This window comes from Snodgrassella sp. W8158 (genome assembly GCF_016100435.1).
GTDB lineage: Bacteria > Pseudomonadota > Gammaproteobacteria > Burkholderiales > Neisseriaceae > Snodgrassella > Snodgrassella alvi.
The window spans coordinates 94,735-114,846 of sequence record NZ_JACFSM010000002.1; the positions used below are offsets into that span (position 1 = coordinate 94,735).

The 20,112-nt window shown below is 42.3% G+C and carries 21 protein-coding genes; 9 read left to right on the plus strand and 12 right to left on the minus strand.

The window, feature by feature from the left end:
• Window positions 1-17 precede the first annotated feature (17 nt).
• On the plus strand, window positions 18-557 hold the full coding sequence (locus H3V11_RS05000; RefSeq protein ID WP_025330203.1) for a C40 family peptidase: 540 nt from the start codon (window positions 18-20) through the stop codon (window positions 555-557).
• Window positions 557-772, plus strand: a complete 216-nt coding sequence (locus tag H3V11_RS05005; RefSeq protein WP_198206725.1) for a hypothetical protein — start codon at window positions 557-559, stop codon at window positions 770-772. The genes H3V11_RS05000 and H3V11_RS05005 overlap by 1 nt, the downstream gene beginning before the upstream one ends.
• A gap of 217 nt (window positions 773-989) precedes the next feature.
• On the opposite strand, the gene H3V11_RS05010 is transcribed toward H3V11_RS05005, so the two are convergent.
• The 3 genes from H3V11_RS05010 to H3V11_RS05020 form a co-directional block, all read right to left on the minus strand.
• Window positions 990-1,514, minus strand: a complete 525-nt coding sequence (locus tag H3V11_RS05010; RefSeq protein ID WP_198206724.1) for a hypothetical protein — start codon at window positions 1,512-1,514, stop codon at window positions 990-992.
• Window positions 1,515-1,654: 140 nt separating this feature from the next.
• Window positions 1,655-2,281, minus strand: a complete 627-nt coding sequence (locus H3V11_RS05015) for a BON domain-containing protein (RefSeq protein ID WP_174831469.1) — start codon at window positions 2,279-2,281, stop codon at window positions 1,655-1,657.
• 30 nt (window positions 2,282-2,311) lie between these two features.
• A complete protein-coding gene (locus tag H3V11_RS05020) occupies window positions 2,312-2,899 on the minus strand; it encodes an SIS domain-containing protein (RefSeq protein WP_025330207.1) in 588 nt (195 codons plus the stop codon).
• A gap of 259 nt (window positions 2,900-3,158) precedes the next feature.
• On the opposite strand from H3V11_RS05020, the gene rsmI reads away from it, so the two are divergent.
• The 3 genes from rsmI to H3V11_RS05035 all read left to right on the plus strand — a co-directional run bounded on the left by rsmI (window position 3,159) and on the right by H3V11_RS05035 (window position 5,934).
• Window positions 3,159-4,037, plus strand: a complete 879-nt coding sequence (gene rsmI / locus H3V11_RS05025) for a 16S rRNA (cytidine(1402)-2'-O)-methyltransferase (protein WP_198223760.1) — start codon at window positions 3,159-3,161, stop codon at window positions 4,035-4,037.
• A 150-nt stretch (window positions 4,038-4,187) separates the two neighbouring features.
• Window positions 4,188-5,123: a peptidoglycan DD-metalloendopeptidase family protein gene (locus tag H3V11_RS05030; RefSeq protein ID WP_078475108.1), complete on the plus strand. Its 936-nt coding sequence runs from the start codon at window positions 4,188-4,190 to the stop codon at window positions 5,121-5,123.
• 166 nt (window positions 5,124-5,289) lie between these two features.
• Window positions 5,290-5,934 carry a hypothetical protein gene (locus tag H3V11_RS05035; protein WP_198223761.1) on the plus strand — a complete coding sequence of 215 codons (645 nt, stop codon included), beginning with the start codon at window positions 5,290-5,292 and terminating at the stop codon, window positions 5,932-5,934.
• A gap of 264 nt (window positions 5,935-6,198) precedes the next feature.
• Here H3V11_RS05035 and H3V11_RS05040 read toward each other — a convergent pair whose 3' ends face one another.
• Window positions 6,199-6,744 carry a cysteine hydrolase family protein gene (locus H3V11_RS05040; RefSeq protein WP_198223762.1) on the minus strand — a complete coding sequence of 182 codons (546 nt, stop codon included), beginning with the start codon at window positions 6,742-6,744 and terminating at the stop codon, window positions 6,199-6,201.
• Between the two features lie 155 nt (window positions 6,745-6,899).
• Here H3V11_RS05040 and H3V11_RS05045 point away from each other — a divergent pair, with 155 nt between their 5' ends.
• The gene (locus H3V11_RS05045) at window positions 6,900-7,241 is read left to right on the plus strand and encodes an Lrp/AsnC family transcriptional regulator (RefSeq protein ID WP_198223763.1); all 342 of its coding nucleotides are present in this window, start codon (window positions 6,900-6,902) and stop codon (window positions 7,239-7,241) included.
• An 18-nt stretch (window positions 7,242-7,259) separates the two neighbouring features.
• Here the strand turns inward: H3V11_RS05045 and H3V11_RS05050 are convergent, their stop codons facing one another.
• Together H3V11_RS05050 and H3V11_RS05055 are read right to left on the minus strand one after the other, a co-directional pair.
• Complete coding sequence (locus H3V11_RS05050) at window positions 7,260-7,835, minus strand: hypothetical protein (protein ID WP_232335771.1); 576 nt, start codon at window positions 7,833-7,835, stop codon at window positions 7,260-7,262.
• A gap of 201 nt (window positions 7,836-8,036) precedes the next feature.
• Window positions 8,037-8,672: a flavin prenyltransferase UbiX gene (locus tag H3V11_RS05055; RefSeq protein WP_198223764.1), complete on the minus strand. Its 636-nt coding sequence runs from the start codon at window positions 8,670-8,672 to the stop codon at window positions 8,037-8,039.
• 234 nt (window positions 8,673-8,906) lie between these two features.
• Between H3V11_RS05055 and H3V11_RS05060 the strand changes: the two genes are divergently transcribed.
• Complete coding sequence (locus H3V11_RS05060; protein ID WP_198209670.1) at window positions 8,907-9,404, plus strand: hypothetical protein; 498 nt, start codon at window positions 8,907-8,909, stop codon at window positions 9,402-9,404.
• A gap of 89 nt (window positions 9,405-9,493) precedes the next feature.
• Here H3V11_RS05060 and H3V11_RS05065 read toward each other — a convergent pair whose 3' ends face one another.
• The gene (locus tag H3V11_RS05065; protein ID WP_084585667.1) at window positions 9,494-10,657 is read right to left on the minus strand and encodes an extracellular solute-binding protein; all 1,164 of its coding nucleotides are present in this window, start codon (window positions 10,655-10,657) and stop codon (window positions 9,494-9,496) included.
• A gap of 318 nt (window positions 10,658-10,975) precedes the next feature.
• Between H3V11_RS05065 and alaS the strand changes: the two genes are divergently transcribed.
• Both alaS and H3V11_RS05075 read left to right on the plus strand, forming a co-directional pair.
• On the plus strand, window positions 10,976-13,603 hold the full coding sequence (gene alaS / locus H3V11_RS05070; protein WP_025330217.1) for an alanine--tRNA ligase: 2,628 nt from the start codon (window positions 10,976-10,978) through the stop codon (window positions 13,601-13,603).
• An 85-nt stretch (window positions 13,604-13,688) separates the two neighbouring features.
• Window positions 13,689-14,306 (plus strand): phospholipid-binding protein MlaC, encoded by a 618-nt coding sequence (locus H3V11_RS05075; RefSeq protein ID WP_025330218.1) that lies wholly within the window; start codon window positions 13,689-13,691, stop codon window positions 14,304-14,306.
• A gap of 54 nt (window positions 14,307-14,360) precedes the next feature.
• Here H3V11_RS05075 and H3V11_RS05080 read toward each other — a convergent pair whose 3' ends face one another.
• The 5 genes from H3V11_RS05080 to miaA all read right to left on the minus strand — a co-directional run bounded on the left by H3V11_RS05080 (window position 14,361) and on the right by miaA (window position 19,793).
• Window positions 14,361-14,612, minus strand: coding sequence for a GlsB/YeaQ/YmgE family stress response membrane protein (locus H3V11_RS05080; RefSeq protein ID WP_025330219.1), 252 nt, complete (start codon window positions 14,610-14,612; stop codon window positions 14,361-14,363).
• 293 nt (window positions 14,613-14,905) lie between these two features.
• Window positions 14,906-15,112: a hypothetical protein gene (locus tag H3V11_RS05085; RefSeq protein ID WP_025330220.1), complete on the minus strand. Its 207-nt coding sequence runs from the start codon at window positions 15,110-15,112 to the stop codon at window positions 14,906-14,908.
• A 293-nt stretch (window positions 15,113-15,405) separates the two neighbouring features.
• Window positions 15,406-16,656, minus strand: coding sequence for a serine hydroxymethyltransferase (glyA, locus tag H3V11_RS05090; RefSeq protein ID WP_198223765.1), 1,251 nt, complete (start codon window positions 16,654-16,656; stop codon window positions 15,406-15,408).
• A 318-nt stretch (window positions 16,657-16,974) separates the two neighbouring features.
• Window positions 16,975-18,492, minus strand: coding sequence for an acetyl-CoA hydrolase/transferase family protein (locus tag H3V11_RS05095; RefSeq protein ID WP_037475978.1), 1,518 nt, complete (start codon window positions 18,490-18,492; stop codon window positions 16,975-16,977).
• A gap of 356 nt (window positions 18,493-18,848) precedes the next feature.
• Window positions 18,849-19,793, minus strand: coding sequence for a tRNA (adenosine(37)-N6)-dimethylallyltransferase MiaA (miaA, locus tag H3V11_RS05100; RefSeq protein ID WP_084587181.1), 945 nt, complete (start codon window positions 19,791-19,793; stop codon window positions 18,849-18,851).
• Window positions 19,794-20,112: the final 319 nt, after the last annotated feature.

The following is a 20,112-nucleotide window of genomic DNA, read 5'->3' on the forward strand; positions in this document are numbered from 1 at the left end:
GATGGAATAATGTTGGCATGAAGTGGATAAAAACATTAATGAAGACGGCAACGGTATGCTTGTGTGCCAATTTCATTCTGATTTCGCCGGTAATGGCGGCACCGGATGAAGGTCTGGATAATGCAGCGCTGGAGCGTTTGATTCGTGACAGGACTGCTACACCGGCTGTGCGTACAGGTGATGACGCCAGTGACCTGATTATGAACGCAATGGGACTGCTTGGTGTTGCCTATCATTTTGGCGGAAATTCACCCACAAGCGGACTGGATTGCAGTGGTTTTATGCAATATATCTTTCGGCGCAGTATGGGTGTTACTTTGCCGCGCAGTTCACGGCAGATGGCTACGGTAGGTGAAGCAGTCAGCCGAACCAGTTTGCAGCCGGGGGATCTGGTATTTTTTAGTCCGGGTGGTGGTGGAATTTCCCATGTGGGTATGTATATCGGTAATGGCCGGATGATCCATGCGCCGCGTACGGGTAAGAATATTGAAATTACCAGTATTGAACAGGGCTACTGGTCTCGTGCTTTTGTGACTGCGCGCAGGGTGAAACACTGATGAAACCTTTACCACCGATGCCGAAGTGGGTAGATGATGAGGGCAATGTGGTCTCTTGTACTGAAAAAATTAAGGTGATGCAGCAAAATATGCAGGAGATCTATGAGCTGGCACAGGAAGCTTTTGAAGACGGACTACTGATGGGATGTCAGGAAAAGCAGTTACGCGCTTATCTGAGCGAACTGATGAACGCAGTGGAGAACCCCTATCAATAATGCATTGATAGTGTGTACTGCTTAAGCACTCATCGAACTTTATCTGCCGGAGTTCTGAATATTTGGTTATGTATGCTAATTTATTGTGTACATAGCTATGGTTTTCTGCTGCCTTTAAAATGATTAAATACAACTATGAAATTTTGTCAGGGTTGACAGTTGGCCATAAATAAAGCCCATCAGCAGGATGGGCGTTATTATTGCTGTGAATATTGGTTTAAAACAGATTATCCAGCGGTTTGCCGTTATTTCCGTTTGCTGCGGGTTTTGGTTTTGTTGTCGGAGCTGTATTAACAGGAGTGTCAGAGTTATTTTCTCTATTAGTGGCAGCGGGTACGTTTATGGGCGTAATAGGCCGAATTTCTTGTGTATTTTCCGGATTGGCTCTGTCTCTGGTATTAGCTCTGCCGGTAGTAGCAGGTAGAGCAGGTTCGGAAGCAGTATCAGGTTCTGTACTCTCCGAAGCAGCTATAGCAGGATTGGGTGAAAATACTGGTGTTGGAACATTACTGCCTGTTACCGGTGCACCGGTCGGGGTCAGTACTTCAAAGCTTGCCTGCGAGGCGAATTCTGTGGTTTCAGAGGTGGAATTCAGAACTTGCCATGCGTGAAAAACGAACCAGACAACAAATATGGCCAGAATCAGAAATAAAGTCAGTAGAATTTTGGTGAATGTACTCAGACCAGTTTTAACCGCTTTTTTTTTGTTTTTTGTTTCCGGTGCGGTGGGTTTAGTGCTCATGACAGGTAATCCTTCAGGGATATCGTTGCGTATAATATCGTTATTATACGCAAAATTTTGTTTACTCTAATCAGATACTGGCAATTTACTGCTTCGATAAGCTTGGTCTATATGGTTGTATCGCAGCAGAATGTCGGTTATCAGGGATTGACCGGTGTACTCTTCGGAGTATTTTCAAAGGTTTGATACAAAGTAATAACTTTCTGAACACCAGACGTTGTACTGATGGCCGTTGTAGCGGCCTGTTGTTCATCTGGTGTCAGAATACCCATTACATAAGTGACGCCATTATAAGTAACTACTTTGACGTGATTTGCCGATACGCCTTTGGTATTTAGCAGATTGGAACGTATTTTTGAGGTAACCCAGGTATCATCTGTAACATGACTTAATTTACGATTCTGAGTGGCGATATCAATGTAGTTATAGATTTTTTGTGCCGCAGGCTGGGCACGGGCAACGCGCTCTACCAGATTTTTATCATTTTCACTGGCTACTAAGCCAAGCAGTAATATCTGCCGGTTGTAGCTGATAACGGACAGTGTAGGCTGGAATTTACTTTCCTGTGCCTGACTATTCAGGTATGAGATAGCACCATCATGAATCCGAACTTCCATTATTTTGTCATCTGCCTGTGCGCCAGTAGTACGCCGGTCGATAACTGAAAGCGTACCAACAGTGGCACCACCGACCAGAACAGCCGGACAGCCGGTCAGGGTAGTGGTCAGGCAAAGTCCCAATGCCAGAGCAGAAAGATATTTTTTCATGAAATACACCTGTAAATTGGTTGTTGCAGGTTATATACCACCTAGCAATAATTGGTCAATCTGTGCGCACAAAGCATGAATAGTTACCTGATGTGCCTCAAGTACACGTAACGGATGGTCGCCGGGTACATTAAGCCAGAGATCGTCATCGCGCAATAATCCGGCAACTTCACCACCGCTTCCGCCGGTAATCGCCAGCACTCGCATATCACGTTCATGCGCGGTTTTAATCGCACTAACCAGATTGATATTCTGACCATCTGCCGATAGTACACAGAGCATATCATGCTGTTTGCCAAGTGCGTGAATTTGCTTGGCAAACATATCGTTAGGACCGCTGTCGGTTAATATACTGAGTACAGAAGGATTATTGCACAGTGATAAGGCGGCCAGTGCCATGCGTTCCTGTTGTAATCGGGTCACCATATAGGCGGCGAGCGTGTTTGCCAGTGATGCATATGCACCATTACCGGCAATAAGCAGTTTGCCATCACTCATCAAGGCCATCAGTATTCCCTGAGCAACTTCGGCAATTGGTTCAGCCAGTAAGTCTGCACACTCGTTCAGAAGCTGGGCACTATCGGCAAAATGTTGATGGACGGAGATGGATTCTGTCATATAAATTAATTTGTTAATTAAGGCGGGAGCAGGCAATATGCTTGGTATTTACAATATGTTACGCGTAAATACCCCTGTGCAGGTTTCAGGCTGCGTGACTTCTGAAACGGCGCTATTATACGGTTTATAACCCGTGCAATTGTTAACCGTAAACTCTGAAACATTATCACTACGTGGTATAGTAACAGTTTCAGGCTTATGTACGGAGTTTTCAGTTTAATGCCTGATGCTAAAGTTTAATCAGATTACGGATTTATAAATGCAAGCCCATTACCAGAAAGCTGTTGCCAGCATTGTACCGCAAACCCTTTATGTAGTGGCTACTCCGATTGGTAATCTGGCAGATCTGAGTTTTCATGCATTGGCAGTATTATCCCGGGCAGATTTAATTTGTGCAGAAGATACACGCGTAACACAGCAATTACTGCGTGCATACGGTGTTTCTGCACGATTGATCAGTGTGCGTGAACAGAACGAACAAAGTATGGCAGAGCGCGTTATTGCTGCTCTGGCTGCCGGTCAGGTAGTGGCGCAGGTTTCTGATGCCGGTACGCCGGCAGTGTGTGATCCTGGTGCACGGCTGGTAACACGGGTACGTGCGGCCGGTTATCAGGTATTACCGGTAGCAGGCCCGAGTGCAGTAATGACAGCTTTGAGTGTTGCGGGAGTTACTCAGTCAGATTTTTATTTTGCGGGATTTTTACCGGCAAAAAGTGGTGAACGTCATCAAAAGCTACAGTTATGGAAAGAAGTATCTTATCCGGTAATTATGTTTGAAACGCCCCACAGAATTGCAGATACACTGGCACAAATGGTTTTACTTTATCCGCAACGTACTCTGATGCTGGCACGTGAAATCAGTAAAACTCATGAAACCTATCTATGCGGCACAGTTTCTGAAATTCAGTCGATTGTACAGGCAGATGCTAATCAGAAACGTGGTGAGATGGTACTGATACTTCATCCGGCACCAGTGGAAAAAAATACCGAGCTGTCTGATGAAGCTATTAATATTATGCAGATTTTAGTGCAGGAACTGCCAACCAAGCAGGCCGCTGTACTGGCTGCGCAGATTAGTGGTGAAAACCGAAAAGCCTTATATGATTGGGCAATTAATGATAAAAAGTTATCAGAATAAACACAATCATTAGGACATGTTAAAATAATTTATGCCCGATGCTATTTTACACAATGCTGGTCATTGTTTATGATACTGTCTGAATTGGCTATTGCCGCCGCTGTTGCGCTGGCACCCCCTGAATATTGCAATGATTTAAGGTAAACCGTTATGTTGAAAAAAAGTGTGAATCGTTCCGGCTGGTGCTTGCTGGTACTGGCATTAAGTGCCTGTACTCTTTTCAAACAGCCGGCAGCGCCGACAGAAACGGGCAGCAGTGATGCCACTACAGGTACTGCTGCTACCACTGCCGACAATCCATATGGTGCTGCTCCTTATACGCCACCGGCAAATACAGCTCCGGCTTATACACCTGCCGCTGCAGGTACTTCTACTGGTTATGTGGGCAATTACTCTCCGGTTGATATTAATGCAGCAACGCATACGGTACAGCGCGGAGATACGGTATATAACATTTCCAAACGTTATCAGATTACTCAGGATAATCTGCGTTCATGGAATAATATAATAGAGAATGAAATTAAGGTGGGGCAGGTTCTGCGCGTGAAGCCAGCCGGCTATGTGGCGCCGGCTGGTAGCACAAACACAACTACTACTGTGACTGCTCCTGTACAAACAGCAAATGTCACTACTACTACCAGTACTACCACAACAACTACACCAACCAGTACAAGTACTGTATCAACCAGTAAAACAGTGAGTGTTGGAGGCGTCCGCAATGTAAGCGGAATTGAATGGCAGCGTCCGACCGCCGGTAATATTCTGCAGAGTTATGGCGGCAGCAGTAAAGGTATTGATTATGGTGGTAATGCCGGGCAGCCTATTCTGGCAGCTGCTTCTGGTAAAGTAGTGTATGCCGGTAATGGTTTGCGTGGCTATGGTAATCTGATTATCGTACAGCATAATCAGACATATCTGACTGCCTATGGTAACAACCAGAATATTCTGGTAAAAGAAGGTCAGCAGGTCAAACGTGGCCAGCAGATTGCTACTATGGGTAATACTGATGCTAAACGCACTCAGCTGCATTTTGAATTGCGTGAAAATGGCCAGCCACAGGATCCCAGCCGTTTTCTGCCAATGTGAGTATCAGTCGGCTAACTGATTGTTTTGGTTATTAATAATAGCACTTATTATTAGGATAAATAAATTCCGAAAACAAGTGCTATTTATATATTTTAATACTGTTTTAAATAATATTAATTTACATAATTAAAATGAATTCAATTTAATAATTAGTAAGGGGTGAATTATGAAAAAACAGATTATCTTTTTGTTTTTAATGCTGCCTTTGATATGTTGTGCTTATCCTGTTTACCCCCAAAAAGCAGAATCATTGCAATCCTTTGAAATAGGAGACTTTATAAAATTATTTATGCAAATCCCTACAAAAGAAAGCAAAGATTTTATTGCATGGGATACATTTGTTAATAATGAAAATTTTATTTGGGAAACTGATGGGGTTGATAGTTCTGAATCAGATGATGGTTTAGTTTCCTATTATCGAAATGCAATGGTACGAATTAATGTTAATGGTCTTGCTCCTATGAGATTAAAGCAAAATTGGACAGAAATGCCTTGGACGGTAGGGTATTCAACAACTTCTAATCCAAATTTTGGTGCTGAAGTGGTAAGGATTGATAATGAATGCTTTGGTTATTACACTACAAAAAATTGTATACTTCCGCCATTTAAGTCGTTAAAAAGAGTGAATATAAATTATAAAAAGATATGCAAAATTGAAAGAGGAAACGGATTTGAGACTGTAGGGTATGAACTAACTTCTAAAGGTTTAAGAACAATATATTTATTATATGAACAAGATGGCGGGACCGGAGGTTCTTATGAAACTTATCATTTATATTTTAGCAAGCCAGAGAATCTTTGTGAATTTTAGTGAAATTTGAACAAATAAATTATTGATAATCTATATTTTTCTTATATTTAATTATTTTTTTGGGCATAATTTTTCTTTTTCAAATAATTTATATAACTCTAATTTAGAGATAATTTAGAAATATTTATCATCTTTGAGTCAATAATACAAATAAATACACCTGTTTATTCTTTTTGCTAATAAGGTTTACAGGCGTATTTCTAAAAATTTATGTAAACTGCTGACTGAATTGCGATTCAAGTAAAATTTATACTATTAAAAGTATTAACTGAGGAACTGTTCAGCAGATTGTACAGTAGCAAGATAATTCAATGCGGCTAAAAAACTGTTTTGCACATTTGTTGCACTAATGATGTTGCTATTGAACTCCAGATTCAGTGTTGCGCATGCATCTGCAATAACAATTGGCTGATAACCGAATTCAACTGCCTGACGAGTGGTAGAGTCGACACACATGTGTGTCATCATGCCGCAGATAACCAACTGCTCTATATTCTGTTGTTGAAGGTGTCCATGCAGGGTTGTTTGTAAGAAGCTATTGGGATAGCTTTTATGAATTAAAAATTCATTCGTGTCTGCAATCGGCAGTAATTGATGATGTAATTTTACACCATGGCTGTCAGGCTGAAAAAAAGTAGCTCCTGGGTTACTATTAATATGCTGGATGTAATACACGGGCAGCTGCTGATTGCGGAAATACTCACGAACCTTCAATATTTTTTCCAATGCCAGTTGTGGCTGGTACAGTTCCATTTTACCTGATGAAAAATAATCATTTTGTACATCAATTATAATGAGTGCTTGTTTCATTAGTTATATCCTGTTGGTTTTAATAATTTAATTATGCGCCTTATCTGTTTTCGACAGAATAGGCTGATGAAAAAGATATACACGATTTATTTTCAGGATGAAACTATGGATAAAAAAGACAGAGCAATTCTGGATTTATTAAAAAATAATAGTCGTTGTCGTGGAAAGAGATTGGTGAGAAAGTATTTCTTAGCGGACAGGCAGTGGGGCTAAGGGTACAGAACCTGCTTGAGACCGGCGTGATAGAACGTTTTACACTGACTGAACACTTGATATCGGAACAATTTATTTTTATTTATATGAATAACAGCCGGTTTGCTGAATTCGAGCATTTGGTAAGTACCTTTGCTGAGGTAAAGGCTCTGTATAAAATTACGGGTGATGGTTGCTATTATATTCATGCAAATTTTACTGCTGAGCAGCTGGAACCGTTTTTACAGCAGATAACAGTTTACGCACGTTATAAAGTAAGCCATAAATTACGCAGACTGATTTAATCTGATATCTGCGTAAACTTATTGAGTAAGACATGCGGTCATAATAGTATGTTCTTTCAGACACAGATTGTGAGCAAAATATAAACTATTTTCTACCAGCCCCAGATCTTCTTCGCACTGAGTTTCAGTTTCAATAATCAGCATTTGTTCCGGCCGTCCGGCATGCAGGCTCATGCGCATTTGTGCGGGAGTAAACGGCAAATTATGCTTTTGGGCGAAGCTGCGTGCACGGCTGTTTGCTGTTTTCAGCATGGGTATCAGGGTAATATCCAGATGAAAAATTCTTACACCCATTACCAGAATACGTGCGGCAAACCAGTCTGCCTCATCACTGATAATATCAGGAGTAGGTTGTTCAAAGCCCAGACGCTGTGCAGCAATTAACATTGCTATCAGGCGCAGCTGAGGAATCAGAGCTTCACTAAGCATAAATGCAGTCTGGAATTGTGGCTGTAGCTGGCATAGGTCAGAGCGGTGCTGATTGCCGTCAACAATCATGTACCAGCGTTGAAGCTGAGCCACAGGTGATTCTGATTGCTGTAACTGATTTAGCGGTAATGCGGACATTTTATTCTCCAGTAGTTGTCGATTCATTTGTAATGCCTTTCTGTATGAGGCGTTTGTAGCAACAAAAAACCGCCTCGGTTTGGCCGGGCGGTTCACTTTTTTATTTTGCTTATTAGATATTATATAAACGCAAAAAAGCACCGCACCGAGGTGTGGTACCAATAATAAGCAAAAGAGAAAGTGGTTGCGTTTTTCATTACTAAACCTTAAACCTTATTGAAACATGTGTCAAGAATTATTTTCTTCACCCCAGCGTGTAATCAACTGATGAGGTATATGCAGCTGATCCAAAATACGTCCTACTACAAAATCCACCATATCCTGAATAGTATGCGGGTGCTGATAAAAACCGGATACCGGGGGTAGAATGCATACACCCAAACGCGACAGTTTAAGCAGATTTTCCAAATGAATGGCTGATAAAGGCGTTTCCCGCGGTACGATGATTAGCGGACGATTTTCTTTAATCGATACATCAGCTGCCCGTTCAAGTAAATGGTCGGAAGTGCCGGCTGCAATGGCAGCAACACAACCCATGCTGGCCGGACAGATAATCATTGCATCAGCGGGATTGGAACCGGAGGCCGGAGGTGCAAACCATTCATCGCGGCCAAATACAGTAAGCATGGATGAGTCTACGCCGTATTCTGCACACAATGCGGCATTACACTGTTTAGCATTTGCAGGTAAATGCCAGTTGATTTCCTGTTGTGCGACTATCTGGGCAGCCTGTGAATACAGTAACCAGACCCTTATATCAGCCTGTAACAGGCAGCCCAGCAGACGTTTGGCATAAGGCATACCCGATGCTCCGGTAAGAGCCAGTGTAACGGTTTTGACAGAATGAGCAGAGGGAAAAATCATAATAAAACTAGTGTATATTCAAATATGCCTGTTATTATAGCTATTTTGTTTTCAATATAACATTTGGCATATGACAGCTATATTCAGATGAAAACCATTATTAGCCAGTTGAAGTTTTATTTTCTGTAATTGTGATTAATTAATCAAGCTCTGCGGAAAATGGCAGGCTGGCAAAAAACTTAAATTTCTGAATAACTAAATACAAATATTAATACTGATCATGGAATGATAAGCATGTTGTGGAAAAAAATATTATGGTGGCCCTGTTTTTGTGTCAGTATTCTGGCCGGCTGTGCTCAGGTTCCTCCTCCTGTTGCTGAAGAGCGTGAATGTGATTCGAGAGCGATGGCAATGGCTTTATTGCAATCTAATCAGCCTTATGGTACCAATAATGTTCGCTGTGCGGTATCGTCAAAAAACTTACCTGTAATGAAACCTGAACGTTCCGCACCACCTGAAGTCAGCCTGCGTATTGAACGGCCGGTGACAGAAGTGAGTAAGTGTCTGCATGAAAAATTTCAGTCACGGTTTAAACTGCCGCAGGAATTTTACAAAATCAGCTCCTATCCTAATGGCACTCAGACACTGGCACTGGTCAATCCTTTCACACAGACAGAAGGTTTACAGATAGACGTAGTTAAAGCAGGTATGTCACAAAGTATAGTGAATCTATATTCTAATGGTATGACTTTGTCGCAAGCGTGGAAAAAATTTCCTGAGCTGTGCCGCTAAATGGCATCAGTTTTGATTTGCATAAAGTAGAATGTATCAAGCCCCTCTCAAAGGAGGGGCTTTTGCAAACATGGGATTTAGTCGGAAATTTATTTTCCTGCTTTAAGATTTTGCCATAATCGCAATTCGTATTTCAGAGTATCCGATTTTGCCGGTAATACCAGATAACTGTTAGCCAGAACTTCATCTGACGGAAAAATACTGTTATCTTCGCGATATTCTTTTTTTATCAGTTCTTTTGCCGGCATGCTTGAAGGCGCGTAACTAACATAATTGGCGTTTCTGGCCGCTATTTGCGGTTCCAGTATCCAGTTCAGGTAGCGATAGGCATTTTTGAGGTTGGTTGCATCTTTCGGGATAGTTAATGTATCTATCCAGAGAGAAACTCCCTGAGTCGGAACCAGTACCACGATATCTTTTTTACCGGTTGCATCCAGCCGGCGTCGTTTGGCAATGTTTAAATCACCGCCAAAACCAATGGCTACACAAACATCGCCGCGTGCCAGATCGTCGATATAACCAGAAGACGAATAACGCAATACATTGCTTCGGTTCGCTTTGATAATATTAGCTGCAATATCTATATCATCTTTGCTTTGGCTGTTCGGATCTTTGCCGGCATAATGCAACGCTAGCGGAATCATCTCTACCGGACTATCCATGTAACTGATGCCACAGTTTTTTAGTTTGTCGGTATACTCAGGATTAAAAACCAAATCCCAGCTATTTTCCGGCATTGGTGTAGTACCGAGTGCCGCATTCACTTTTTCAATATTGATTGCAATGGTATTCATACCCCAGTAGTTGGGTACCGCATACTGATTATCCGGATCTACGTCTTTTAATAAGTCCAGTAATTTCGGGTTAATGTATTTCCAGTTAGGCAACTGATTTTTGTCTAGTGGCTGGTATGCTCCGGCTTTAATCTGGCGTCCGACAAATGAGTTGGACGGCCCGACAATATCATAGCCGGACTGTCCGGTCAGAATTTTGCTTTCTAGTGTTTCGTCACTGTCATAAAAATTGTAAGTGACTTTAATGCCATATTTTTTTTCAAATTCACCAATGGTTTTCGGGTCAACATAGTCTGACCAGTTAAATATTTTAAGTGTCTTGGTGTCGCTCAAACTACCAGGTTTGCTGGCCGCTACAGCAGAAGCCGGTTGAGGACCGGCATTGTCGTGTGAACCGCTGCATGCAGTCAGAATACATAAAATCAAACCGGATAAACCCAGACAGGCTGTGTTTTTCATGTCCGTCCTTTTCAAAGATGTGCCAAGGCTGGCTGGCATGGTTATGTGTTAACCACCTTTGTAACTTCAATCTGTTCGTATGGGGGTAACTATACCGCATAAGGCATTAGTGTTGTCGGAATTGTCATTTTGGCATGGATTTTCGTCTGTTCAGGTAGGCTTATGCGTAAAACTGCGGTAAGATAAGCGGATGATTTTAACAAGGGTGATGGTTGAGGTGGACTAACCAGTGTCCTGTTTTTATATCTATGTTCAGGCAGTCTGTGTTTTATACAGACTGCCTGAATACGATTAATCACCCGTCTTATTGAAACTACCATGAAAACAGCAGAATTACGTTCTAAATTTCTTCAATTTTTTGCAAGTAAGGGTCATCAGGTTGTACCTTCATCTTCACTTGTACCTCCGCAGGATGATAAAACCCTGTTGTTTACCAATGCGGGTATGAATCAGTTTAAAGATGTGTTTCTGGGTTTTGACAAGCGCCCGTACAGCCGTGCGACAACTGCACAAAAATGTGTGCGTGCCGGTGGTAAACACAATGATCTGGAAAACGTTGGTTATACCGCGCGCCATCATACATTTTTCGAAATGCTGGGCAATTTCAGCTTTGGCGATTATTTTAAGCGTGATGCCCTGCATTTTGCCTGGGAATTTCTCACCAGTAAGGACTGGCTGAACCTGCCACCGGAAAAACTGCTGGCAACTGTATATGCAGATGATGATGAAGCTTATGATATCTGGTTAAATGAGATTGGTCTGCCACCGGAAAAAATTATCCGTATAGGTGACAATAAAGGCGCACGTTATGCTTCTGATAATTTCTGGCAAATGGGCGATACTGGTCCGTGCGGTCCTTGTTCGGAAATTTTTTATGATCATGGCGAACATATCTGGGGCGGGCCTCCGGGCAGCGCCGAAGAAGATGGTGACCGTTTTATAGAAATCTGGAACTGTGTATTCATGCAGTATAACCGGGATGAAAACGGTAACATGAATCCGCTTCCTAAGCCGTCAGTTGATACAGGGATGGGACTGGAGCGGGTGTCGGCAGTATTGCAGCATGTACACAGTAATTATGAAATCGATCTGTTTGTCAATTTGCTGCATGCTGTAGCACGTGTTGTAGGCATTCCGTATAGTCAGGATGTACCGAGTCTGAAAGTCATTGCCGACCATATCCGCTCTTGTGCGTTTTTAATTGCTGATGGTGTATTACCCAGCAATGAGGGGCGTGGCTATGTATTGCGGCGTATTATCCGCCGGGCTGTACGCCATGGTTATAAACTGGGTTGTAAACAGGCATTTTTCCATTTGCTGGTAACGGATCTGGTGCAGGAAATGGGCTCTGCCTATCCTGAGCTGGTTGAAAAACAGACACAAATCAGTGATGTACTGAAACAGGAAGAAAGCCGTTTTGCACAAACACTGGAAACCGGAATGACTCTGCTGGAAAGTGCCTTGCAGGATGGCGGACAGACACTGGCTGGTGAGGTAATTTTCAAACTGTATGATACTTATGGCTTTCCATATGATTTAACCGCTGATATTGCGCGTGAGCGTAATATCAGTCTGGATGAAGAAGGGTTTGAGCGTGAAATGGCTGCTCAGCGTGCCCGTGCCCGTGCAGCGCAGAATTTTAAAGCCAATACTCAGCTTACCTATGAAGGTGCTGACACAGAATTTACCGGCTATCAGCAACGCCAGAATGAAAGCAAAGTTCTGGCTTTGTATCAGGATGGTGAAGCTGTTGAGCAGTTAAATGCCGGTGAATCAGGTGTGGTCGTGATTGACTTCACACCGTTTTATGCAGAGTCTGGCGGTCAGACTGGTGATACTGGTTATATTTTTGCCGGTGAAAATCGCTTTCAGGTGGAAGATACGCAAAAAATCAAAGCTAAAGTATTTGGTCAGTTTGGCGAAATGCTGTCCGGCAGTCTGAAAGTGGGTGATGCTGTTACCGCTCAGGTAGATAGTGTACTGCGCGAAGCCAGTATGCGTAATCACAGTGCCACTCACCTGATGCATCGCGCCTTGCGTGAAGTATTGGGTACACACGTTGAGCAGAAAGGTTCTCTGGTTAATGCTGAGCGCACCCGCTTTGACTTTTCACATCCACAGCCGGTTACTGCTGCACAACTGGCCGAAGTTGAACGTCGGGTAAATCAGGCAATTGTGGCCAATGTTCCTGTATGTGCGCAGAATATGAGCTTTGATGAAGCCATTGCTGCCGGTGCGATGGCGCTGTTCGGAGAAAAATACGGTGACGAGGTACGTGTACTGAGCATGGGCGAATTTTCTACTGAATTATGCGGTGGAACCCATGTTGCACGGACTGGAGATATTGGTCTTTTCAAAATTATTTCTGAAAGTGGTATTGCTGCCGGAGTACGGCGTATTGAAGCTGTGACCGGATTGAATGCTTTACAATTTGTTCAGCAGCAGGAAGAGTTGCTTAAGGCGGCGGTTGCCGAAGTAAAAGCACAGACTGCTGAAGATTTGCTGCCTAAACTTCAGGCAATACATACTCAGACCAAACAGTTGGAAAAGGCATTAACTGAAGCCAGAAGTGAACTGGCCAGACAGGCAGGTACCGCTTTGCTGGCTCAGGCCAGAACTATTGGTACAGCTCGTCTGGTGCTGGGACAAATTGAGGCAGAAAGCAGTGCTCTGAGAGATATTGCTGCTGATTTAATTGCACAGGGTGATAATATTATCGTTCTGCTGGCAGCAGTAAATGATGGTAAAATTGCCATCATAGCAGGAGTATCAAAAGCATTAACTAAAACAATCAAGGCTGGTGAGCTGGTTAATTATGTTGCCGGTCAGGTTGGTGGTAAGGGTGGCGGTCGTCCCGAACTGGCACAAGCCGGCGGGCAGGATATAGCTGCATTAGAACCGGCGCTCGCCAGTGTAACTGACTGGTTAGCTTCCAAATTAGGATAAGACTTTAGTAAATGAAAAACAGCAAGCGGTTTATGGATGATAACAAACATAAGCCGTTTTTTTTGCTTATTCATAGGAGAATACAATGCAGAGGTATGTAAAAGCTTGTTTGGCAGGCTGGATGCTGATGGTTGCAGTATGTTCGTTCGCTGCAACGCAGGAACAGCTAGCGCAACAACAGTTACAGCAAAATGTGGATATGGTGTTATCAGTGGCTCGTGACAAAAGCCTGAATGAACAACAGCGTATTAGTCAGATAGAACGTTATGCAGATCAGTATCTGGATTATGAGCGTATTTCAGCTTTGGCCGTAGGTATGCAATGGCGACAGTTTACTGCACAGCAAAGACAGGATTTCAGTGCGGCCTTTAAAAATATGATTGTGCGCATTTATGCACATTCAGCATTAATGGGTGCCAGTAATGCATCTGTGAAGGTTATACCTAAGGTAGTGAATCAGGGTAATAACCGGCTGGAAACATTTACCGAAATTGTTAGTGCCGGTAATAAGCACTACACCGTGGGTTATCAGATGTATTATGCTAATGGTGTCTTTAAAATTTATAATTTCCGGGTTAACGGTACCAGTCTGGTAACGGTATACCGCAGTCAGTTTGATCAATTGATTCAGAAACAGGGTATTGATGCAACTATTGCTCAGTTACGTGATAAAGGTTTGGGTAAAGTGCAAATCAATAAATAATACATTTATTTGAGCAAAAAAACGGTGATGGATTGAATATCCATCACCGTTTCGTTATATCTGTCTGTTTTTAATTTTGCCGTAAATAAACAGAATAATGCAGGCAAAAATAATCGAAGCTATTAAACCGGCTTTTTCACCTGCATGGTACCAGCCAAATGCCTGACCAACATATCCGGCCAGTAATGAGCCGCCGATACCGAGTAAAGTGGTGATCACTATGCCAAGTTGCTGTTTGCCCGGATAGATTAGTTTGGCAATTAAACCAATGATAAAGCCAACTATAATTGTCCAGAGTAACCCCATGATGTTGTACTCCTGAGAATAAGGAAGCTTTATCTTAATCCTGTGGCTATAATAAAAGTTGAGTTATTAAGTAAAATCAATATTAATTATGATTTTTTAAATAAATATATGTAATCAGTAAGTTATATTTTAAAGATAAACACAAGAATAGCTGACAGAAGATTTAAGCAGCGTGAAAGAGAAAGTGTAAGATAATTCTTAGTTTAATCTCTAAGAAAATAATATTTTGCATGAAAATAGATAAGTAAAAAAAAGCATAACAATAAGTTATGCTTTTTTTTATTACCAGACTGTTAGTGATTACCAGCGTAAGTATTAACAGTACGGAAAGGAGTATTTTCTGGTGTAGAGTCAGAAACATGAGTGTTTTGACCATTTTGAGCAGTAGATTCGCTGAAATGACGAACATCAGTATCATCGTTGTTACTATTAGCCATAGCGAAACCTGCAGTCATAGCCAAAGAAGCAGCCAGTAAAGCGGAAGAAACTAATTTTTTCATTTTTGTTTCCTTTCAAAATGAATTATCAAAATATTTTAAATTTAAACGCCAAATTGTTATTTTTGCTTTTGCAATATGGTTATATTAATACTTTATTAGTATTTTGATAATACCTGATTAGTTAAAGATGAATTTCTTATTGAGAAACTCAATGGCGATGTTTAATGTCAATAAAAAACAGACTAAAACATCATTGATTCAATGATGAAAAAGTCTGCTTTGAGTATAAGTACTATTTTATAGTCAATCAACAGGAATGATTGGAAATTATATTAATACTATAATATTGTGGTTTATTTACCATATACAGGTAAACGATTGCAAATTTTCTGTATTTTTTCTGAGACTTCTGAAATAACTTTTTCATTGTCTGCATTATCCAGAACATCAGCAATCAGATGACCAAGTTCACGCGTATCTGTTTCAGTAAAGCCGCGAGTAGTAATGGCTGCCGTGCCTAAACGGATACCGGAAGTGACAAATGGTTTTTCCGGATCATTAGGGATGGCATTTTTATTAACGGTAATATGTGCTTTGCCCAGCACCGCTTCTGCCGTTTTACCGGTAAGTTTTTTTGGTTGCAGGTCTACCAGAAATACATGGCTTTCAGTACGGCCTGAAACAATACGCAAGCCACGTTCAATCAAGGTTTCTGCCAGTATTTTGGCATTGGCTTTAATCTGACGGGCATATTGTTTGAATTCCGGCTGTAAGGCTTCTTTGAAGGCTACTGCTTTGGCTGCAATCACATGCATTAACGGACCACCTTGCAGGCAGGGGAAAATAGCTGAATTCAGTGCTTTTGCATGTTCATCGCTGCGGCACATAATTACACCGCCGCGCGGTCCGCGCAGAGTTTTATGGGTAGTAGTGGTCACAAAATCAGCAAAAGGCACTGGATTCGGATACTCTCCGCCAGCGACCAGACCGGCGTAATGCGCCATGTCTACAAACAGATAAGCACCTACTTTATCTGCAATCTCACGGAAACGTGCCCAGTCTATTTCCAGAGCATAAGCAGAAGCACCTGCCACAATCATTTTCGGCTTATGCTCCAGTGCCAGTTGTTCCACCTGTTTGTAGTCGAGGATTTCATTTTCATCCAAACCATAGGTAATGGCGTTATACAGGCGACCAGAAATGTTGACACTGGCTCCATGAGTCAGATGCCCCCCATGAGCCAGTGACATACCCAGAATAGTGTCGCCCGGTTGTAATACGCTGGCGTAAACAGCCTGATTGGCCTGAGAGCCGGAATGAGGCTGTACATTAACATAACTGGCGCCAAATAATTCTTTCAGGCGGTCGATAGCCAGCTGTTCTACTTCATCGACATATTCGCAGCCACCATAATAACGTTTACCCGGATAGCCTTCGGCATATTTATTGGTTAGCTGGCTGCCCTGAGCCTCCATTACGGCGCAGCTTACGTAGTTTTCAGATGCAATTAGTTCTACGTGATCTTGCTGGCGCTGATCTTCACGGGCAATGGCACCGGCCAGTTCCGGATCAAATTTTTCGATGGTTAACGCTTTGGAAAACATGGTGGTTGTTCCTTTTAAGGATGAAGAAATAAAGAATTTGCTGAATGCAGCAGAGACTGAGTGGTGGCTATTTTAACTGATAGTAATGTGTATGTGGCTGAATTTGATAATGTGTGATGATGAAGTATATTCATAAATACACATTCAGACGATGTAGCACTAGATTTCAGTCTGGTAAGGGTAATAACCTGTTTATAGGATTCAGTAAATCAATTGCGGATGCTGAACCGAAAATAAATTATCTGGTCGAGAAGTGATGCAGTCTGATAAAAAACAGCCCTGTTGAAAACAGGGCTGTTTGACATTATCCGGAATCAATTACATTTTCATAGAACCGGTTTTCAGGAATTGTTCATGCCAGCTTAAAGCTTCAGTGAGAATATGAGGTGTATGAATACCTTTTGCCGTTTGCAAAGCACGGTCGTAGTAATCCTGCAACTGATCGCGATAATCCGGATGAGCACATTTTTCAATCATCACTTTTGCTCTCTGCCGCGGAGCCAGACCGCGCAAATCAGCCAGACCCTGCTCAGTAACAATAATCTGTGTATCGTGTTCGGTATGGTCAACATGTGAAACCATCGGCACGATGCAGGAAATCTTGTCATCTTTAGCAGTAGACGGGGTAACAAAGAAATTCAGGAAACTGTTGCGTGCAAAGTCACCTGAACCGCCGATACCATTCATCATACTGGTACCCATTACATGAGTAGAATTGATGTTGCCGTAAATATCGGCTTCAATCATTGAATTCATTCCAATGATACCCAGACGGCGCACCAGTTCCGGGTGATTGGAGATTTCCTGCGGGCGCAGAATAATACGTTCACGGTAAAAATCAATATTGTCTGCAAAATCCTGGAATGCCTTAGCAGACAGGGAAATAGCGGTAGCAGATGCAGTAGCCATTTTTCCGGCACGTATCAGATCCAGCATACCGTCCTGCAATACTTCGGTATAGCCATACAGATTTTCAAACGGACCGGTTAACAGACCTGCCAGTACGGCATTCGCCACGTTGCCTACGCCAGACTGAATTGGCAGCATTTCTTTAGGCAGACGCCCCATTTTGATTTCGTGAGACAGGAAATCAACAATATAAGCGGCAATCTGTTTGGATTTGTCATCAGGTTCGCTGAAAACATTGTCGCGATCCGGAGCATTGGATTCAACAATAGCGACTATTTTGTTTAAATCAACTTTCAGGTATTTTTCACCGATGCGATCATCAGCGCGGGTCATGTTAATTGGTTTACGGTGGGGCGGAATAGCATTATCCATAGGAATATCATGCATGCCTTCCATTTGTATCGGCAAACCGGTATTGATTTCCAGAATAACCTTGTCAGCCATATCCAGCCATGTCTGATTGTTACCGATTGCGGTAGACGGAATCAGATGTCCGTCTTCAGTAATGCCCAGTACTTCGATAATGGCTACATGCATGTGACCCAGAAAACCAAACCATGCCTGCTGAGCAACATGCGATAAATGCATGTCAATAAAATTGACATCGCCATTGTTGATTTCCTGACGCATATGGCGATCAGTATTAAATGGTAAACGCTGATTTATTGCATGTGCCTCAGCCAGTGCGCCATCACATTCCGGCGCAGTAGAAGCACCAGTCCATACATTAATTTTATATGGCCGACCGGCAGCATGTTCAGCACGGGCAAAATCAGCAATAGCTTTCGGCAAAACTTTAGGATAGCTGGCGCCGGTAAATCCGCTCATGCCGACATTGGCATTATTATCTATCAGGGTAGCAGCTTGCTCAGCAGACATAAGGCGGGAATGAAGTGAGGTATAACGAATGCGATCCTGTACGGACATCGTGTTTTCTCCTTATTAAATCAAAAATGCCTGACCCTTGCCTGGTCAGAGTGAGGCGTAGAAGATAAGTGTTTGTCTTTGCCGTATATTCAATTCAGTACGAATGCTATGACATAATGACTCTAACAACGGACTGCATTTTACTGTAAATAATTTTGTTTTGCTGTTCTGTCTTTGTACTGAAAAAGTGCAGAACAGCAGATACAGATAAATAATTACAAATTAATAATTAAGAATTTGAATTAATACATTAAGTTGCAAAATAAACAGACTATCAGATTAGACAATGTTTACACAATATTTTAATAGTATTGCCTAAGGTTTCGTTGCCGGAGAATTTTCTAAATTAAATCAGTTTAAGCAAAAAACTGCTGTATTAATTGCTGCGCATGTTCTTGCAGCCCTGCAGGATTAAACGGATCGCATACATGTTCGGGATTCAGTTTACGCAACCATGTAAGCTGACGTTTTGCCAGTTGCCGGGTGGCAGTAATTCCGCGTTCAACAAATGTACTGTAGTTAGTTGTGCCATTAAGATAATCAAAAGCCTGCCGATAGCCTACACAGCGAATTGAAGGCAAATCAGGATGCAATTCCGGGTATTGCAGCCGAAGTGCTTCCACTTCTTCCACAAAACCCTGTGCCAGCATCGAATGAAAGCGGGTGGCAATCTGTGTATGCAAACGAGCACGGTCAGCCGGTAAAAGTGCCAGTGTACACACATTCAAAGGACTCTGCCGGCTTTCCTGTTTAGCCAGATGGCTGCTCATGGGAACACCAGTGATGTGATAGATTTCCAGTGCACGTTCAATACGCTGGCTATCACCGGCAGGCAAGCGGGCAGCAGTAATGGGATCCACCCGCTGTAATTGTGCATACAGAAAGTCTGTACCGTGCTGTTGTTTAAGTTTATCCAGTTCGGCACGGATTTGCGGATTGGCTTCGGGCAGGCTGTTCAGTCCCTGTGTCAGGGCATGGTAATACATCATGGTACCGCCCACGAGCAAAGGCAGGTGACCGCGTGTATGAATTTCCCCGACTAAATCCACACAATCACTGACAAACTGGGCAGCACTGTAGCTTTCAAGCGGTGAAATAATATCAATCAGATGATGGGGCACTGCTTCTAACTCTTCTGCACTGGGTTTAGCCGTACCGATATTCATATCACGATAAATCAGGGCGGAATCCAGACTGATAATTTCAATCGGAAACTGCTCAGCCAGACTTAGAGCCAGACTGGTCTTGCCTGACGCTGTAGGACCAAGCAGAGCAAAAACTTTTGGCAGAGATGCAGACATAGTGGCTACCGTATTTTAAACAGTTATTGTAGCGATTTAAGCTCAATTGAGCGATAGATAGTTAGGTAAGAGTATAAATCGGGATAAGCAGCATAATGTTATGTAATCTGTTAAAGCAGTTAAAGAAAATCAAAGCAAATTTGAAGATTATTTTTTGAACATTAGATATTTTAAAATTTTCTTTTATTCAGAGATATTTGAAGCAATAAAGTAACCAAGAATTAGCGAGTAATTTCAATCGTTGATTAGCTGAATTGAGTGAGAAGGAAACAGCTATTGTGCGGAAGCAATGATAATTTACTTGCATAATACAGGTGTA

Bases quoted from the DNA above. Each gene is read 5' to 3' on its own strand.
- H3V11_RS05040 (WP_198223762.1), bottom strand. From the start codon at position 6,744: ATGAAACAAGCACTCATTATAATTGATGTACAAAATGATTATTTTTCA.
- H3V11_RS05050 (WP_232335771.1), bottom strand. From the start codon at position 7,835: ATGAATCGACAACTACTGGAGAATAAAATGTCCGCATTACCGCTAAAT.
- H3V11_RS05005 (WP_198206725.1), top strand. From the start codon at position 557: ATGAAACCTTTACCACCGATGCCGAAGTGGGTAGATGATGAGGGCAAT.
- H3V11_RS05060 (WP_198209670.1), top strand. From the start codon at position 8,907: ATGTTGTGGAAAAAAATATTATGGTGGCCCTGTTTTTGTGTCAGTATT.
- rsmI (WP_198223760.1), top strand. From the start codon at position 3,159: ATGCAAGCCCATTACCAGAAAGCTGTTGCCAGCATTGTACCGCAAACC.
- H3V11_RS05055 (WP_198223764.1), bottom strand. From the start codon at position 8,672: ATGATTTTTCCCTCTGCTCATTCTGTCAAAACCGTTACACTGGCTCTT.
- H3V11_RS05000 (WP_025330203.1), top strand. From the start codon at position 18: ATGAAGTGGATAAAAACATTAATGAAGACGGCAACGGTATGCTTGTGT.
- glyA (WP_198223765.1), bottom strand. From the start codon at position 16,656: ATGTTTTCCAAAGCGTTAACCATCGAAAAATTTGATCCGGAACTGGCC.
- H3V11_RS05020 (WP_025330207.1), bottom strand. From the start codon at position 2,899: ATGACAGAATCCATCTCCGTCCATCAACATTTTGCCGATAGTGCCCAG.
- H3V11_RS05015 (WP_174831469.1), bottom strand. From the start codon at position 2,281: ATGAAAAAATATCTTTCTGCTCTGGCATTGGGACTTTGCCTGACCACT.
- H3V11_RS05085 (WP_025330220.1), bottom strand. From the start codon at position 15,112: ATGAAAAAATTAGTTTCTTCCGCTTTACTGGCTGCTTCTTTGGCTATG.
- H3V11_RS05075 (WP_025330218.1), top strand. From the start codon at position 13,689: ATGCAGAGGTATGTAAAAGCTTGTTTGGCAGGCTGGATGCTGATGGTT.
- H3V11_RS05035 (WP_198223761.1), top strand. From the start codon at position 5,290: ATGAAAAAACAGATTATCTTTTTGTTTTTAATGCTGCCTTTGATATGT.
- H3V11_RS05030 (WP_078475108.1), top strand. From the start codon at position 4,188: ATGTTGAAAAAAAGTGTGAATCGTTCCGGCTGGTGCTTGCTGGTACTG.
- miaA (WP_084587181.1), bottom strand. From the start codon at position 19,793: ATGTCTGCATCTCTGCCAAAAGTTTTTGCTCTGCTTGGTCCTACAGCG.
- H3V11_RS05080 (WP_025330219.1), bottom strand. From the start codon at position 14,612: ATGGGGTTACTCTGGACAATTATAGTTGGCTTTATCATTGGTTTAATT.
- alaS (WP_025330217.1), top strand. From the start codon at position 10,976: ATGAAAACAGCAGAATTACGTTCTAAATTTCTTCAATTTTTTGCAAGT.
- H3V11_RS05065 (WP_084585667.1), bottom strand. From the start codon at position 10,657: ATGAAAAACACAGCCTGTCTGGGTTTATCCGGTTTGATTTTATGTATT.
- H3V11_RS05010 (WP_198206724.1), bottom strand. From the start codon at position 1,514: ATGAGCACTAAACCCACCGCACCGGAAACAAAAAACAAAAAAAAAGCG.
- H3V11_RS05095 (WP_037475978.1), bottom strand. From the start codon at position 18,492: ATGTCCGTACAGGATCGCATTCGTTATACCTCACTTCATTCCCGCCTT.